13 protein-coding genes are annotated in these 17,500 nt (G+C 48.4%); 5 read left to right on the top strand and 8 right to left on the bottom strand.

All coding sequences use genetic code 11. From position 1 onward, the window contains the following. Positions 1-124: 124 nt before the first annotated feature. Together MHM89_RS12240 and MHM89_RS12235 are read left to right on the top strand one after the other, a co-directional pair. Positions 125-2,323: a S9 family peptidase gene (locus tag MHM89_RS12240; RefSeq protein WP_239408960.1), complete on the top strand. Its 2,199-nt coding sequence runs from the start codon at positions 125-127 to the stop codon at positions 2,321-2,323. Between the two features lie 136 nt (positions 2,324-2,459). Continuing rightward, positions 2,460-4,094, top strand: coding sequence for a methyl-accepting chemotaxis protein (locus tag MHM89_RS12235; RefSeq protein WP_239408921.1), 1,635 nt, complete (start codon positions 2,460-2,462; stop codon positions 4,092-4,094). Between the two features lie 79 nt (positions 4,095-4,173). Here MHM89_RS12235 and MHM89_RS12230 read toward each other — a convergent pair whose 3' ends face one another. The 8 genes from MHM89_RS12230 to MHM89_RS12195 all read right to left on the bottom strand — a co-directional run bounded on the left by MHM89_RS12230 (position 4,174) and on the right by MHM89_RS12195 (position 12,452). Then, entirely contained in the window at positions 4,174-5,715 is a 1,542-nt protein-coding gene (locus MHM89_RS12230; protein ID WP_239408919.1) for a leucyl aminopeptidase family protein, read from the bottom strand. 114 nt (positions 5,716-5,829) lie between these two features. Next, positions 5,830-7,515, bottom strand: a complete 1,686-nt coding sequence (locus tag MHM89_RS12225) for a carbon starvation protein A (RefSeq protein ID WP_239408918.1) — start codon at positions 7,513-7,515, stop codon at positions 5,830-5,832. A 143-nt stretch (positions 7,516-7,658) separates the two neighbouring features. Then, the gene (dinB, locus tag MHM89_RS12220) at positions 7,659-8,711 is read right to left on the bottom strand and encodes a DNA polymerase IV (protein ID WP_045979296.1); all 1,053 of its coding nucleotides are present in this window, start codon (positions 8,709-8,711) and stop codon (positions 7,659-7,661) included. Between the two features lie 111 nt (positions 8,712-8,822). Beyond that, complete coding sequence (locus tag MHM89_RS12215) at positions 8,823-8,999, bottom strand: hypothetical protein (protein WP_156148001.1); 177 nt, start codon at positions 8,997-8,999, stop codon at positions 8,823-8,825. Positions 9,000-9,075: 76 nt separating this feature from the next. Continuing rightward, complete coding sequence (locus tag MHM89_RS12210; RefSeq protein WP_239408917.1) at positions 9,076-9,585, bottom strand: DUF1566 domain-containing protein; 510 nt, start codon at positions 9,583-9,585, stop codon at positions 9,076-9,078. An 8-nt stretch (positions 9,586-9,593) separates the two neighbouring features. After that, positions 9,594-11,255 carry a DUF1566 domain-containing protein gene (locus MHM89_RS12205; protein WP_239408915.1) on the bottom strand — a complete coding sequence of 554 codons (1,662 nt, stop codon included), beginning with the start codon at positions 11,253-11,255 and terminating at the stop codon, positions 9,594-9,596. 79 nt (positions 11,256-11,334) lie between these two features. Further along, positions 11,335-11,667, bottom strand: a complete 333-nt coding sequence (locus tag MHM89_RS12200; RefSeq protein ID WP_022943414.1) for a hypothetical protein — start codon at positions 11,665-11,667, stop codon at positions 11,335-11,337. A 14-nt stretch (positions 11,668-11,681) separates the two neighbouring features. Then, positions 11,682-12,452, bottom strand: coding sequence for a DUF2982 domain-containing protein (locus MHM89_RS12195; RefSeq protein WP_151173379.1), 771 nt, complete (start codon positions 12,450-12,452; stop codon positions 11,682-11,684). Positions 12,453-12,689: 237 nt separating this feature from the next. Between MHM89_RS12195 and MHM89_RS12190 the strand changes: the two genes are divergently transcribed. From MHM89_RS12190 to msrA, 3 genes are all read left to right on the top strand, one after another. Next, the gene (locus MHM89_RS12190; protein ID WP_130144639.1) at positions 12,690-13,754 is read left to right on the top strand and encodes an efflux RND transporter periplasmic adaptor subunit; all 1,065 of its coding nucleotides are present in this window, start codon (positions 12,690-12,692) and stop codon (positions 13,752-13,754) included. Continuing rightward, the gene (locus tag MHM89_RS12185) at positions 13,751-16,849 is read left to right on the top strand and encodes an efflux RND transporter permease subunit (RefSeq protein WP_152441179.1); all 3,099 of its coding nucleotides are present in this window, start codon (positions 13,751-13,753) and stop codon (positions 16,847-16,849) included. Before MHM89_RS12190 ends, MHM89_RS12185 begins: the two co-directional genes overlap by 4 nt. A 103-nt stretch (positions 16,850-16,952) precedes the next feature. Beyond that, positions 16,953-17,486 (top strand): peptide-methionine (S)-S-oxide reductase MsrA, encoded by a 534-nt coding sequence (gene msrA, locus MHM89_RS12180; protein WP_239408913.1) that lies wholly within the window; start codon positions 16,953-16,955, stop codon positions 17,484-17,486. The last annotated feature ends 14 nt before the right edge of the window (positions 17,487-17,500 follow it).

Genomic DNA, 17,500 nt, shown 5'->3' with positions numbered 1-17,500 from the left:
CTCCTGTTGCTGCAAGTTTAGTGGCATAAAGTTGCGCTTATGACAGTGCATCAGTACCATCAACGCATCACTACAACAATAAGGTTTACCCGTGTCTAATACAACCAAATACTTATCTGTTGCCTTGGCTGCAAGCTTAGCCTGCGGCGCAGCGACTGCCAAAGAGCTGACGCTCGAGCGCATTTTTGACGACCCTAGTTTAGCTGGTAAAGCGCCTGTAAAGCTTAAGTTTTCTCCAGATGGTAGCCGCGTTACCTACTTGCAAGGAAAGAAAGAAGACTACAATCGCTACGACCTATGGGAATACAATCTCAAAGACAACAGCAACCGCATGTTAGTCGATTCGCAAGCATTGTTCTCAGGGCCGGAAAATCTCTCTGATGAAGAAAAAGCGCGCCGTGAGCGCCAACGTATTTTTGGCCGTGGAATTTTGGAGTATACCTGGTCCAAAGATGGACAAGCGTTGCTTTTCCCACTCAATGGGGACTTGTATTACTATCAACTGACCAGTGGCGAAAGCCGTAAGCTCACCGATACCGAAGCCTTTGAAACCGACGCGCGATTCTCACCGAAAGGCAATTTTGTCTCTTTTATCCGTGACCAGAACTTATATGCCTTAGAACTGGCCAGTGGTAAAGAAATCCAGCTCACTCAGGATGGCGGCGGCGTCATTAAAAATGGCATGGCTGAGTTTGTGGCGCAGGAAGAAATGAGCCGCATGACCGGCTACTGGTGGTCCGGTGATGAACAGAAAATAGCCTTTACCCGTATCGATGAGAGCCCCGTAGAAGAGGCGATTCGCAACGAGATTTATGCCGACGAGGTGAAGCTATTTAACCAGCGCTACCCCTACACTGGCACCGACAATGTGGCCATAGAGCTAGGCGTTGTCCGTATTGATGACAAACAGGTTGATTGGATTGATTTAGGCACCGACAAGGATATTTACATTGCCCGTGCAAAATGGCTCAAAGACAACCACACTCTGTCTTATCAATGGCAAAACCGCTCGCAGCAAGAGCTCGAGCTGCGCTTTTATGATAGCGCCGAAAAAACCCAACGCGTGGCCGTCAAAGAGAGCAGTGATACATGGATTAACCTGCACTTTGATTTGAAGTTTTTGCAAGATAAAGAGCACTTTATCTGGGCGTCAGAGCGCGATGGTTACAAGCACCTTTACCTGTACAAGGTCGATGGCACACTGGTACGCCAAATCACCCAAGGAGATTGGATTGTTGAGTCATTAAAAGGCGTTGATGAGCAAAATGGCGTCGTGTATTTTGCCGGTCGCAAAGACACGCCGCTGGAAAGCCACTTGTATAGCACTCCCCTATTTGAAGCTGGTGAGATTACGCGCATCACCGCAGCGGGTGAATATCATAACGTCGTTCTTGCAGAGGATAGCAAGACCTTTATTGACCGTGCCTCGTCGGTAAACCGCCCTCCCTATGTTGCACTGCGTAAAACCAATGGCGACTTTGTCACTTGGTTAGAGCAAAATGCCATTGATGAACAGCACCCACTCAACCCTTACACCAGCGACTTAGTAGAGCCTGAGTACGGCACCATAAAGGCACAAGACGGTCAGGTAATGCACTACCGCCTGTTCAAGCCACGCAAACTGAATAAAAAGCAAAAGCACCCGGTCATTGTCAATGTATATGGCGGCCCACATGCGCAGCGAGTTACCAACAGCTGGCGCAGTAAAAACCTATACTTTCAATACATGGTGCAACAAGGCTATGTGGTATTTCAGCTTGATAACCGCGGCTCCTATAATCGCGGAAAACGCTTTGAAGACGTGATCTACAAACACCTTGGTGAAAGTGAAGTGCAAGATCAGATCAAAGGCGTCGAGTTTTTACGCACATTAGATTACGTAGACCCGCAGCGCATAGGCATTTATGGCCATAGCTACGGTGGTTACATGGCGCTGATGGGGATGTTTAAAGCTGGCGATTACTTCAAAGCCGGTGTATCTGGTGCTCCTGTTACCGACTGGTCGTTGTATGATACTCATTACACAGAGCGCTATCTTGGCCACCCAAAAACTAATGCCAAAGGCTATGAACAAAGCGCGGTCTTTCCATACAGCGATGGCCTCAAGGGTCCGCTCATGATTTATCATGGCATGGCTGATGACAACGTGCTCTTTACCCACGCCACTAAGCTGTTTAAACAGCTACAAGACAAGGCGTTGCCGTTTGAAATGATGACCTACCCAGGCTCGAAACATAGCTTACGAGGTAAAAAGGTACAAACGCACCTGCATCACACCATTACCGACTTCTTTAACCGCCATTTTGATATGGCTCAAGAGTAACTTTCTATGCTTCAATCAGGCCGGCTTCTGCTGGCCTGATTTCTTTTACAATCTACTGAAAATCCATACTTATTTTTAGGCTCACTCACTTAGAATCGACTAAACTCATAGCATTACCTCGTTCCAAGGATTTGTTATGCAGCAACTTCGTCGCCTTAGTATTTATCAACGCCTGATTGCCCTACTCGTTCTTGCCCTACTCGGTATCATCATATTGGTCGCGACCTCACTGACTAACCAATACAGCTCTTTGCTGGATGGGCAACATGAGAAAACGCGCAACCTAGTAGAAAATGCACACAGCATCGCGGCGTATTACCACCAACAAGCACAAACGAGCGCCCTCACGGATGAGCAAGCGAAAGTTGCCGCTAAAGATGCCATTCGCGCTTTGCGCTATGGTGATTCCAATTATTTTTGGATCAATGACACCAGCCCGACCATGGTCATGCACCCGTTTAAGCCACAGCTCGAAGGCAAGTCATTAGCTAACACCGCCGACCCCGATGGCGTGAAACTATTCGTGCAAATGGCTGAGCTGGTCGAGCGTCAAGGTGAAGGCTTTGTGCCCTACAAGTGGCCAAAGCCAGGAAAAGAACAACCTGTCGATAAAATAGCGTTCGTTAAGGGGTTTGAACCCTGGGGCTGGGTGATTGGCTCCGGCGTTTATATTGATCACATTGAGGACACGTTTGCACGTAGCAAAACAATTCTTATCCTCGAGGGCGTTGTGATTCTCGCGGTGCTGTTAGTGATGGGCTATTTAATAGCACAAAGTGTGATGGGGCCTATTCGTCACGCAGCAGACATGATGAAAGATATAGCGCAAGGTGAGGGAGACCTAACCCAGCGTTTAGACAGCAGCGGCAATGACGAGGTCTCTCGCCTTGCCAGGCACTTTAATGATTACACCGAAAAGATGCGCCAATCCATAGAAGCGGTCAATGAGCAAGCCAATAAAGTGAGTGAGCATGTGGCGCAACTACAATCGACGGCCCAGCAAAATCAACATCATATTGAGCTGCAGAGCGACAGCTCAGCACAAGTGGCCACAGCAATGGAACAGGTAAGTCACCAAGTGAAAGACATCAGTGATTATGCCAATAACGCCGAGCAAGCTAGCAACGAAGCGAACAGTTATGCAGATCAAGTAAAGTCAGTGGTTCATAACACAGTGAATGCGATCACTCGTTTAAGCACACAAATTGAACAAGTCGCTGAGGTGGTGCAGCAGTTAGCCAGCCAAAGTAATAATATTGGCAGTGTACTGGATGTGATTCGCGGCATTTCCGAGCAAACCAACCTTTTGGCGCTCAATGCCGCCATAGAAGCGGCTAGAGCCGGCGAGCAAGGCCGTGGGTTCGCAGTTGTTGCAGATGAGGTGCGCACGTTAGCCAGCCGCACAGGCCAAAGCACCGATGAAATTCAAGCTATGATTGAGCAGTTGCAACAAGGTGCGGAAAAAGCCGTGCAGGCCGTACAAAACAGCCAACAGATCTCGGACAATACTGTTGAGTCCACCGCGAATACCACCGAAGCATTGGATGAAATCAACCGCTTGGTTGACTCTATCCGGGAAATGAACGCTCATATCGCCCGCGCCACTGAACAACAAAATGACGCCTCTAGCGAAGTGTCGCAGCGGCTCAATGATTTAGCCCACGCAACCAATGAATCGCTCTCCAGCACACAGGTTATGAACCAGGCGAGTAACGAACTAGAACAGGCCAGTCAAACACTCGACAGTATAGTTAAGCGCTTCAAAATATGAAGTCATCGCTCTCCGGTCATAAAAAGGCCGCCCTACGGCGGCCTTTTTAACTTACCAATATCGGCTATTGCTGCCAGCGTTAGCGACAGTATTTAGCAAATAAGCTTGCTACCGTAGCCGCAGTTGGTTTTCCATGCTGCCAATCGCCGCCTTCCACACCACTGCCGGCAATATCCATATGTACATAAGGAAGCGGCTGCTCGCTATCTAAGCCATGCTTATCTAACCCACCCACAATCGCCAAAAAGGCCATCGGGAACTGGTGGCCCCGAGCAGTGACTGCCGATGCGGCATTATTACTGGAAAGCACATCGTCAGCTAAGGTGCGTGGTTGCACAAAATCATAGTCTTCGCGACGCGAACGCGATACCTCGGCGCAATCGGCCCATAAGTCACCCTGCTCCACCAATTGCTGTGAGAGCTGCGCTTTACGCGCTGGACCATTTTCAACATAGGCACTATAAGGCCCCACAGCTCGGGCGGCATGCCCGGTGAGAGTAGCTACGGTAAAGAGCTCAGGATTCACCTCGCCTTTGGCCACTTCTTTAGCCTCACTGAGTAAATCACCCATTGCCAAGCGGCCCTCAGCATCGGTATTACCAATGCGCACGCGGATGCCTTCACGGCTGGTAATAATCTCATCAGGAACAAAGCAATCCGAACCAATGGAATTACGAACCACGGCCAAATAGGCAATCACTTTGACTCCTTTAGGCTGTGCTTCAGCGACGGCTTTCATAAACCCAGCGACAGATGCAGCACCGCCTTTATCGCGACTCATGCCGGCCATGAAGCCACCAACTTTTAAGTCCGCACCACCGGTATCGTAAACAAGGCCTTTACCGACAAAGATCAACGTGCGTTCAACATTGCCTTCAGGCACATAGGCCATTTTTACCACGCGTGGGTGATGACGCTCTACCGCATAGGATGCGCGAGCAACGGTACTAAGCAATGGATACTCTTTATCAATCGTCGCGATATCACTGATCACATCGACCTTCACCGCAGTACCAGCAAAAGCCTCGACACAATAATCAGCGAAGCGAGGCGGCGCCATACGCTCTGGCTCAGTGCCACATAAATCGCGTGCCGCATATTGGCCAGCGGCAATCGCATTGACCTGTTTTAGTTGTTCATCTGTAGCGCCGACCAGGCTAATAGTATTCAGTGCAGAGATAGCATCGCCATGATATTCACGTGCTTCTAAGGGCTGCCATAACGCTTGGTTAGCACCTAAAAAGGCCACTTCTAATGCGAACTCATAACCTGGACGCTGTTGAATATTATGCACATACAAAGCCGGCTTGATAGCGCCTGCTTCCTTCGCTACGGCAATGCCTTTTTTAGCCGCTTCAAAGACACGGCGCACATCATCATAATCCCGCCCTAAAGGGCCTGTGGGAGTCACAATCAAGCGCTTACCTGGCGCTTGTTCGCTGATCAATAATGCCGGTTGCTTACCTACACGGCTATCTATCGCCGCGTGAGTATTGATTTGTTCAGCATAGGCTTGGGGCAGCGCATCAAGGGAGTCACAGATAAGAATAAGAGCATCGTTTTCGCTGGTTGCACTAAGTGCATCAAGGCTAGCGCAAGACGTAGCGCGTGCATAAGACATAAAAAAGGTCCTAATCTAAAACAAAGGACCTACATTATCGGTGATTTACGGGGTCTTGACTAGCGAAGCCCTGCGCCACCTTAGGGATTGTAAAGTGGCGTTGACAAGTTGTGCTTACGCTTGCTCTGAACCTTGCTGTTTTTCCCGCTTATGTTTAGCGATCACAGACCACGCCTCAAGCATGACCAACACACTAACAATAAGGACGATGGCATCGAGTACAATAAGCAACCAGTTCCCCTGTTGGTAGTACTCAGCAAGTTTAATGACCCCCGCAAAGAACGCCATAATCAATACGAAGACCATAGGGATCAGCGTGAATTTAGCCGGACGTCCTGCTTTTATAAGCATCACCGAGATCACCAGTAAGGTTAAGCTGGCAAGGATTTGGTTGGTAGAACCAAATAGCGGCCAAATGATCATGCCACCACTGCCAGATGCGCCACCGGCGCCAAAGGCAAGCAACAAACAACACCCCACCGCAACTAACGTAGCAACGACGCCATTTTTAAGCGCCGATATTTTATAAATGTCGCCCCACTCTTGAATAATATAACGCTGGAGACGCACACCTGAGTCCATCGTTGTGCCTGCAAATAACACCACCATTACCGCCAATAGGGTTGAAGCAACTTCGGTGGAAATCCCCCAGCCACTTTCAATTAAATTAGCGCCACCGGTAATAAAAGCACTCACACTGCCAGCGCCTAAATGACTGTATATTTCATGCCACTCCTCTGGGGAAACAGCCAAGGCCACGCCACTAACGGCCACCAGCGTGATAAGCGCTAAACATCCTTCTCCTACGGCACCGAGGTATCCCACAAAGCGACCATCGGTTTCTTTATTCAGTTGTTTTGAGCTCGTTCCTGAGGACACGATGCCATGGAAGCCTGACACCGCACCACAGGCTATGGTGACAAACAATAAGGGAATAATACTGGGCGTGTCAGCAGCGGTTTGCATGTTAAACGCGGGAGCTGTGATATCAGGCATAGAAACAAAGACAGCGCCATAAAGCAGAACCAGCCCCACCAATAGCTGCATGCCGTTAATAAAGTCGCGCGGTTGCAGTAGCATCCAAACAGGTAATAACGAAGCAATTGCAGCATAAACGAAGAGAATAATGATCCAGTTGGCTTTATCCGCTAACCCGAACATTTCACTAGGCAGTGCCAGGGGCATTGAGCTGCCCATGTAAATCGTAGCGTAGAGTACGCCAACACCAATGGCACACAAAGGAATAAGCGGCATATTTCGACGCAGCAGCTGACCTATCACTAAGGCCACCACAATCGCCGACCAAGCTGGGAATACCGCATTAGGTTGCGAGACAAACGAGTTCGCAATCACCACGCCAAATACCGCATTCACCATCAACAGCACCAAAAACACCACAATCATGAATAGAGAACGCGTGCGCGAGCCTATGACAGATTCTGATAACGCCCCCATGGATTTGCCCTTGTGCCGAGCACTGGCCCATAGGGCGCCCATGTCGTGAACACCAGCAAAGAAAATAGTACCAAATACGACCCACAATACCGCAGGCACCCATCCCCAATAAACCGCAATCGCGGGGCCTACAATGGGCGCGGCACCCGCTACCGAGGTAAAATGGTGTCCCCACAATACCACTTTATTGGTTGGCACATAATCAACGCCGTCTTGGAGCTCATGAGCTGGAGTTACAAACTTATCGTCCATTTTGAAGATTTTTTCGGCGATAAACTTGGAATAGACGAACCAGCCAAATAGCATGCCGACAATACCAAGCAAGACAATAACTACTGATTGCATAGTCTTCTCTCTTTATTTTTGTTGTCATTACAATACTCTTCGCTTTAGCAAAGTGTATTAGTCGCACGAGCACAGGCCGACGAGGCTAAGTGCCTAAAGTAGCAATTTACCTTATCAGCTTAGTTTAAAAATTCATTAACGCTTTAGTCTAAAATGCTTAACTGGGTAGCTTGTTGCTGTTGCGGTGAAATTCCAACGCCCAGGCCCAGTAATCTCACCTCTGGAGTATTACCCCTTTGGTAGGCTTTCGCCGTTAGCGCTGCGAAAGTGTCTAGATTCAAGGCGAACCCACTTTGATCAGCGGTAGTCACCTGAAAATCGGCAAACTTTACTTTGACTGACAACTTGTTAATGGCGTTGCTAAGTTGGTTGCGCTCAAGGCGTTGTTGCAACTCCTCGAGTAAAGCGGGTAAGGCCTGGTGACATTGTAGCAATGAGGTTTTGTTATATTCGTAAGTGTGTTCAACGCTGAGTGACTTGCGAATGCGCTCGGTTTTAACTCGCCCTATTACTTCGCCTGCGCACTTTTGGTATAAGGACACACCAAAATTCCCTATATGCTGCTGCATCCAGTTTACTCCCTTATCCAGCACATCCTGGCCTTTGTATAATCCTTTCTGATGCAGCCGCTCTAGCGTCACTTTGCCAACACCGGGGATTTTTTTTAAGTCCAACTGAGCAAGAAAGTCTGGCAGTTGCTCAGGCAGAATTACGCATTGCCCATTCGGCTTATTCTCGTCGCTGGCTATTTTGGCAACAAACTTAATAGGTGCGACGCCTGCTGAGGCTGTCAGTCCGGTTTGTTGGAAGATATCTTGACGAATTTGCTCAGCAATGAGTGTGGCACTGCCACGGCATACCTGTGCTTGAGTCACATCCAAGTAAGCTTCATCCAAAGAAAGTGGCTCGATAAGGTCCGTATAACGGCTAAAAATGGCGCGAATTTGCTGTGAGATTTGCTTATAAAGTTGCATCCGCCCCGGGACAATGACTAAATCTGGGCACAGTTGTTTAGCATGGTAGTTAGACATCGCCGAACGTACGCCGTACTGACGAGCAATATAGTTTGCCGTTGATAGCACTCCACGACGACTACGCCCGCCAATGGCCAAAGGCAAGTTTGCCAGTTCAGGATTGTCGCGCATCTCTACGGCGGCATAAAAGCAATCCATATCAATATGGATAAATTTCTTCATCGCGCTTGTGTGAGGCCAGGGTAGCCCAACAGTTTTAGGTGAAGCTATAGTGACAAAAAGTGTAAGGAAAAGCCACAAACAACTGTATAAAACACTGTATAAATAATCGAACTAAGGTTTTGGTGCGTTATCTCTGCGCTTGCTACGTTTAAACAGTCCAAGCCAAAAAATAAGCTCGCCCACGACCGCCACCAGCACCAAGGCAATCACACCTTGGCTGCTACCGATGGCATAGCACAACAGCGCCAAAGGTAAGGCCCATAGCCACAGGTACTTTCTCAGCGTCATTGATGTTTCTCGTAAATGTACTTAACTCTACCTTACTCAGTGCTCGCTACGCTGTATACGAGCAAAATGTAAGCAGTTATTGCTGATAGCGTACTAAACGCACAAATACATCACTACTTTTAGCATGAAGACTATTTTTACCACTGTAAAATTCATACACCCAAGCATGATCTGCCGGTGTTACTGCAGATGTGCTGGACCAGTAATTATCATTACTAGCATCTAAAAACAGGTCTAAATTTAGGCTGGGCTCAACACATCGATGCTCAACAATGGATGCGAGCTCTTTACTGTTAGGCAAGTGCCAGTCATCAAAACCGGCAAACTCATCATTAGTGGCGCTTTGCAGTGCCTGCTGCCAGTTAAGCTGTTGCGCCGCCCCGGAGCAACTTTGCTGTTCAGCATCGAACTGTTGGCCATAGCTACAACGTTGCCACATCAGCCCAGTGGCGTTATCAGTAATCGTACCATCAGTATTAATCACAAAGCGCTCTGCCGGAGTACTAGCTTGCAGATTATAACAACGCTGTTCAGCCCAAAGCGATGTGCTCAGCACAGCCGCCAGGATTAGAAACGTATAATTCATGATCACTCCTATGGGTTGCGCACCAAACGTACGTAAGCGGTATTATCTTTGGGGTAAGCCAAATCGTTACCTGAGCTCATATCAATAATAAAGGCTTGAGATAATGATTGGCCGTCAACGCTGGTGCGTGATGTCCAGTAGTTTAAATGCCCCAGTAAACTCACCGACGGGGTGTGAATAAAGTAGTCCGGGCTAATCATGAGTGCCTGACCATGGCGCTGATAATCCACCAAGCTCAGCAACTCAACATAGGTAGGTAGACGCCAATTGGCACCACCGCAAAAGTCGATGGCATTGACCTCATCGATATATTGTTGCACCGAGCAATCGACGTCACTAGGACATGAGCTATTGGCTGGCGCGCGCTCACTCCCGATAAGCACGCCTCCCTCACCGTTAAGAGCCCAACTGTAATGATTCTGACCTTCGCGCAAGTCGGTATTTGGTAAAGTGTGGGTGTTGGCTTGTTTCACTTCCCATATAAGGCCAGTGACGTTATCGCGTACACAAGCAAACTCGGTAGCAGAGTCAGGTAATTCGTCGGCAAACTCATTCAGTTTAGTAAAGTCAAAGGCCATATCCCCTTTGCCCACTTTGTCTAAGCGCTGCGCTACACTGTCTCGGCCTTGCTGCGCATCTTGCCCTTGGAAGTCTGTGCTATCACAGCTGATTGCTTGGCTGTTATTAAAGCACGCGCTCATACCGGTGTCGTTAATCAGCCCCAACGCGCGACGCTGCACGCTCACAGTGACCTCATCACTTGCACTGCGGCTAAGTTCATCGCTCACCCTAACGCTAAAGCTCAGTTGTTGTGCTACATCGATGTCGGGAGCAACAAACTGCGTTTCGCACTGGCGCTCACTGGCTAGGGTGACGGCACTGCCGCTTTGTTGCTGCCAATAACAGCTAAACTGACCACTCACCGTTTCACTATTACCGGCATTGAGAGTCACGGTATCAAACTCAGTGGCCTGCTGGTCGTCCCCCGCATTGGCAATGACCACTTGCGCGGTTTTATTCAGCAGCAGGCTATACTCGGTACTCACTTGGCCGCCCTCGTCATCACTGACAAACACAGTCCACGCAAGCGTGGTATCACTATCTAGTAGCGGGTGGCGAAAACTTAAAGTGGCTTCATCAACAGCGCTAAACTGCAGTTGCGGGCCCTCAGTTTGTTGCCATAAATAACTTGCAATAAAGCCGTTTTCATCAGGATCGCTAGAACCAGCCGCACTCAGGGTGACAACATCATTATATTGTGAGGGCAGTTGTTCGGGGGCAATTTGCGCTATGGCTATCTGTGGTAACTGGTTTGCTGAAGCGATATTAATGGTAAGCGTATCAGATACTAAGGTATTGTCTGGGGCTCGATAATCGACCTTAATTTGCGCCGCGCGGTCACCCTTAACGTCCGGGAGCATCAGCGCCAACTCTTGCTCTTCACTGGGTAGCCCTTCGATAGCCGGACCGGAAAGTTGTTGCCACCTGAAAGTGCCTCCGGGAGGCGACACTTGCGCGTTGATGATTAATTCTGATTTTTCTACCGCATCGCGATCAGCACCAACATTAATACTCGCATTTTCAGTGACTTCGTCGCCACCACTGCCACCACAGGCAACCAATCCCGTGGCCAAAATGATGCTGAGCGCGCTATGAATAAGTCGACCCATGATGTGCTCCCAATTATTGCATAGCCCTACCAACGCAAGTTGCTTGCCAACATCATCAACAAACCGTATTTATCAGGTGTTATAAATAACTGTCCTGGTGGATACGAACAAATAGTTTAGTACCAACTTTGGAGTAATCGACTTTGTATTCTCGCCCATCCAAAGCTTGAATAAATAGCAAGCGTTTTTCTTCTGCAAAAACATCCGGGCTGGCAATGTACACCATCTCAAGATAGCGCTCTTTAGCCTCTCGACGATTTTTGGGAAGCTCTTCTTTAAAGGGCTCTAGGCCGTGCTGAGTCACTTTAATTTTTGGCTGCTCTTCGCCATTAACGATGACTAAATCCAGCTTCTTAATTTTATGAATGATGGTATTACGACCACTTTTTATAAATGCTCTATCGTCAGACATATGTCTTATCCTGTCTACTTGCTACTGTGGCTATTGAGTTGCTGTTGCAACTGCACCACAGTGTTAGCCGGGTCGCGTTGCCATCTATGTAATAAATAGCTGAACGCCCAAATATCACGGTCTAACATAGCGGCGGGTATTAATATTTCATACCCAGTCAAAAATTTTAAGTTCTTCATTCTATTAGCAAACATAGCTAATAATCCAGTATATTTTTGCCCCGACTGGCTGACGTACTCGGTATCCTCAACCAACCACTGTGGCGGGCATTCATTGCCATCGCGGCAATACGCTTTGATCGCCTGCAGCAAATAATGACGTTGCTCCACCAGCAAACGGCCCGCCAACCGGGGTGAAAGCTTATTTAAGAACTCATCTTCTCGCTTTAAGCTTAGGCCCACAACATTTAACTCGAGCGTCTGCATTGCCTGTTCGATACTCACCACACCGACCTGTTGTAGGTTATCGACATCCAGCTGCCACCAGCCGTATTTATGATTATAGCTAAGTTTCTGTTTGTCGAGAAAAATGCTGTAAAACGGCTCTCTCAGCTTTAAGTACCCCACTAGCATGCCAACTAAAGCGGCGCTCAGTAAGAAAATCTCCGCTATCAATATGTCAGCGCTTTTAAACTGTATAAACAACACCAAGAAAACCAAGACAATCGCGCTGGTAATGAGTATTTCGCTGCCGTGGCGCGCACTGTGGGCACGAATTTTCGCGTATCGGCTGGCGCCCCCCTGTTCTGAGGGCTGCGTATTAGGGGGTGTTTTTTTATTACTCATACGCTCTCTTTTTGGTGCCACTACGTATACTCCTATTGTACGTATAATTTGCGAGTTTTATACGCAGTAAGGGTAGGCAAAGGTTACAAAAATGCGGCAAATTGGGAACACAGTGCATCATTTTGCTGAATTTTCGGTTAACACACAAAAATACAGGATTGGCGGTCTATGTGTTAGAGCGCAAGTTTGTAAACTAAGCTCTCACCTTTTTCAGCCGAGAAACCATAGGTACCGTCGATGAACCACAGTAGGCATTCGGGCAAGGCACTTTTCCCTGTCATTATTATCATTTTCTTAGGGCTGTGCATTTACTTATATCTGCCCAAAGGGCAATCACAGCAACCCAATATGGGCGCTCAATCAACTCGTGTGCAAGCTCATACCGTGACCAAAGACAGCCGAGCTATCACCGTTGATGGTATCGGCAGCGCGCGAGCAAACCAAGCCGTATACATTAAAAGCGCCCAAAGTGACTATATCGACAGTATCCATTTTGATGATGGCGACAAAGTGCAAGCAGGACAACGACTGGTGCAATTACGAGATACTGAGGAACAGTTGCGAGTCAAGGAGCTGCAAGCCAATCTCTCTGAAGTAGAACGGCAATTGAATCGTTTGACCGAGCTGGCCCGTTCACAAGCCACGGCAAAGTCACTGTTAGAAGAGCAACTAGCAAAGTTTGAAGCCACCCAGGCTCAGCTTGAAGCTGCTAAAACCAAACTCGCGGAGATGCGTGTTACCGCGCCCTTTTCGGGAGTGCTAGGTAAACGCATGGTGTCTAAAGGGGCATTCGTGAGCACCAACACTGAAATTACCACGTTAGATGACATCAGCGTAATTAAAGTCGACTTTAATGTGCCAGAGAAATACCTTGCGCAGCTGGGTGTGGGAATGACAGTAACAGCGCGCAGTGACGCTTACCCAAGTAAGCTATTTACCGGCAAAGTGTCTCATGTCAGCTCTCGTATCGACACCAACACCCGTAGCGTGCCAATTAGCGCCAGCTTTACCAATGAAGACAATATCTTGCGCCCAGGTATGTTACTGGGTACGCAACTGGAATTGCAAACCTATGAGGCCTTATTGGTACCAGAGAAGGCCATTATTCCACGTCAAAACAAACACTTCGTTTTTCAAATTGTGGAAGGTGTAGCCAAAGAGGTCGAGGTGAAAATCGATAAGCGCTATAACGGTTGGGTAGGCATCAGTGAAGGTCTAAGCAGTGGCGATCAAGTGGTCACAGAAGGCATTATTAAACTGCGCTCAGGCTCAGCCGTGACTGTTGAGGAGGCTGCGCTGTGAGAATCACCGACACGGCTGTTAAGCGTCCGGTTTTTGCGATTGTAATCAACCTTTTATTACTGACCTTCGGGTTAGTGGCATTCTCAATGCTGCCCCTTCGAGAGTATCCAGATATCGATAGTCCCATTGTCAGTGTCAGTACTGACTACACTGGTGCTTCTGCGGAAATTATCGAAACTAAAATTACTCAAGTAATTGAAAACCGCATCTCCGGGATTGAAGGCATAAAAAGTATCACGTCCTCGTCGCGCAATGGCCGCTCTAATATCACCATCGAGTTTAATATTGACCGAGATATCGATGCGGCGGCCAATGATGTGCGAGAGCGTGTGTCGCGCGCACTGGACAACCTCCCCGACCAAGTTAGACCTCCGGAAGTATCCAAATCCAATTCCGATGAAAGTCCTATTGCCTGGTTTGTACTCAATAGCTCAACCATGAATACCTTGCAGCTATCCGATTATGCTCAGCGCTACATTGTTGATCGCCTTGCGGTTGTTGACGGCGTATCCAATGTACGAGTGGGTGGTGAACGCCAGTATGCAATGAAGATTTGGCTAGACCGCGAGGCCATGGCGGCACGGGGCGTTACAGCCAGCGATATTGAGCAAGTTTTGCGAGCTGAAAACGTAGAGCTGCCAGCAGGGGAAATCGAGTCAGTTGATCGTGATTTTTCGGTTCGTACCGCGCGTAGCTATATAAGTCCTACTGACTTTCAAAACTTGGTTATTGCTCGTGGTGATGATGGCTATCTCGTGCGTTTAAACGAAGTCGCTGATGTACAGCTTGAAGCCGCCGACGAAGAAAGTTTATTCCGTGGGAATGGCCGCAATATGATTGGCCTAGGTGTGGTAAAACAAGCAAAGGCTAACACCCTCACCGTGGTGGAAAACGCTCGCAAAGAATTAGAAAAAATCAAACGCAACTTGCCTCCAGGTACCACCATCGAAGACAGCTATGACTCCTCGATTTTCATTAAAGAGTCTATTGATGAGGTGTATCGTACGCTGGCCATATCAATGGCCTTAGTGGTTTTGGTTATCTACCTGTTCTTAGGCAACGTGCGCGCCACGTTAATTCCAGCAATCACCGTCCCTGTAGCCTTAGTTGGCAGCTTTATGTTTTTACTTGCCATGGGCTACTCTATCAACTTGCTAACCCTGTTGGCACTGGTGCTTGCTATCGGTTTAGTGGTCGATGACGCCATTGTGATGTTGGAGAATATTCACCGCCGTATTGAGCTCGGTGAGCCTCGTTTACTCGCCGCGTATCGCGGTGCCCGCGAAGTGGGTTTTGCCATTGTCGCAACCACGCTGGTACTGATCTCCGTATTTGTGCCCTTAGTCTTTATGGATGGCCGTATCGGCGCTTTATTCACTGAGTTTGCCATGGCCGTGAGCGCGGCTGTGTTCTTCTCCAGTATCACCGCACTCACACTTTCCCCAGCTCTGTGTTCGAAAGTGCTGAAGCAAAGTGAAAGCGAAGGTCGCTTTAGTCAGTGGATGGACCGTCAATTTGCAAAACTTGAAGGCGCCTATGCTCGCACTCTTGAGGGCAATGTTCGACGCTCAAAAATGTTGGCCGTGGTGCTGATGCTAGCGGGTCTTGCCAGTTATCTGCTGTTTCAGCAGATTCCATCTGAACTGACACCTAAGGAAGACCGAGGCACCTTCTTTGTGATGATGAACGGCCCAGAAGGCGCAAGCTATGAAAACAACGCCGCCAATATGGATAAAATTGAGCAACGCTTGTTGCCATATGTTGACTCGGGTGAACTCAATCGTGTTCTGGTCCGAGTGCCAGGTTGGGGTGGTCAAGGTGGCGTTGCGATTATCGGCATGGCTGATTGGGGCGAGCGCAAACGCGATACCTGGACAGTAATGAATGAGATCAGTGGCAAAATGCGTGAAGTAACGGATATTCGCGCCTTTGCCATCATGCGCAGTGGCATTGGCGGCGGAGGCTCCTCGCGCCCTGTTGAGTTTGTTTTGCAAGGCAATGATTATGACGAGCTCGCCGATTGGCGTGACCGCATTATTGCTCGGGCAGAGAAAAACCCCGGGTTAGTGCGTATCGACCATGATTATAAAGAGACCTTCCCACAATTTTTGGTCAGTATCGATAAGAACAAAGCCGCCGACTTAGGGGTCTCTGTCTCTGATATAGGCCGCACCTTGGAGACAATGCTCGGGCAACGCCGTGTCACCACCTTTATTGACCGTGGTGAAGAATATGATGTGATTTTAAAGGGCGAGAAACAAGACTTTGCCAGCCCACAAGATGTCTCTAATATCTATGTAAACTCACGCTCCGGGCAACTGGTGCCCCTTGATAGCTTAATCAGTATCTCTGAAGAAGCCACGGCGTCGAGGTTGAATCGTTACAACCGTATGCGCGCGATTACCTTAAGTGCCAACCTCGCTAGCGGCTACACTTTAGAAGAGGCCTTAAGTTTCTTAAACCAAGTGGCTGCAGAGGAAAATGATATTGATGGCGCCATTGACTATAAAGGGGAGTCACAGTTGTTCTATGAAGGCGCCTCCGCCATGGTGTATGTCTTTATTTTGGCATTAACGGTGACCTTCTTGGTGCTGGCAGCACAGTTTGAGAGCTTCGTTCACCCCTTGGTGATCATGCTCACCGTACCACTGGGGATTGCTGGGTCGTTATTTGGGTTGCATATAACCGGTTTGACCCTCAATATTTACAGCCAAATTGGTATCGTTATGCTTATTGGCTTAAGCGCCAAAAACGGTATTCTTATTGTTGAATTTGCCAACCAGTTGCGTGATAAGGGTCTGGAATTTCAAACAGCGCTAATCCAAGCTGCCACACAACGTTTGCGCCCTATTATTATGACGTCGCTAACCACAGTGATGAGCTCGGTGCCCTTGGTGCTAGCAAGCGGCCCTGGAGCTGAAAGCCGTATGGTTATTGGTGTGGTGATCTTTACCGGGGTAAGCATCGCGACCATACTCACCTTGTTCGTCGTGCCCAGTGCTTACTATGCCCTTGCTCGTCATACTCAGTCACCAGAGTATTTACAGCAACGCTTGGCAAAACAGCAACAAGATAACCCGCTCAAACAGCAATAGTGCACGAAAATTTCTTACCTGCGAGGGTATTCCCTCGTAGGTGAGCGATAAACATCAGGCGGCCGTTCTACTATTAAAAGGGTAAATACATCAAGGTGTTAGTATGACAAATTTACACACAGCCACCTTTGGCGGCGGTTGTTTTTGGTGCATCGATGCGGCCTTTCGTCGCGTTCGTGGCGTGCATAAGGTTGAATCGGGTTATACCGGTGGACGCAGCAATTCACCAACATACCGTGAGGTATGCAGCGGCGAAAGCGGTCACGCAGAAGTTGTGCAAGTGCACTTTGACCCCGCTGTGATAGATTACACCACCCTGTTGGCGATGTTTTTCACGCTTCACGACCCTACGCAGCTTAATCGCCAGGGAAATGATATTGGTAGTCAATATCGCAGTGTGGTGTATTACCACGATAGCGCCCAAAAGCAGCAGACCGAAGCAATGATCGCGCAGCTACAAACTCATAGCGCCGCAAAAATTGTAACCGAAGTCAGTCCCGCATCAAGGTTCTATCCCGCAGAGGATTATCATCAAGACTATTACAGCGAAAATCCAAACCAAGGTTATTGCAGTATCTTAATTGCTCCTAAAATAGAGAAGTTTGAGCATACCTTTAGTGACTTGCTCATATCATGACGACGGGAAAACAA

It is taken from the genome of Pseudoalteromonas sp. CNC9-20, from assembly GCF_022347875.1.
GTDB lineage: Bacteria > Pseudomonadota > Gammaproteobacteria > Enterobacterales > Alteromonadaceae > Pseudoalteromonas > Pseudoalteromonas ruthenica.
The sequence above is the reverse complement of the archived record's forward strand: the minus strand, read 5'-3'. Positions and strand labels throughout refer to the sequence as shown.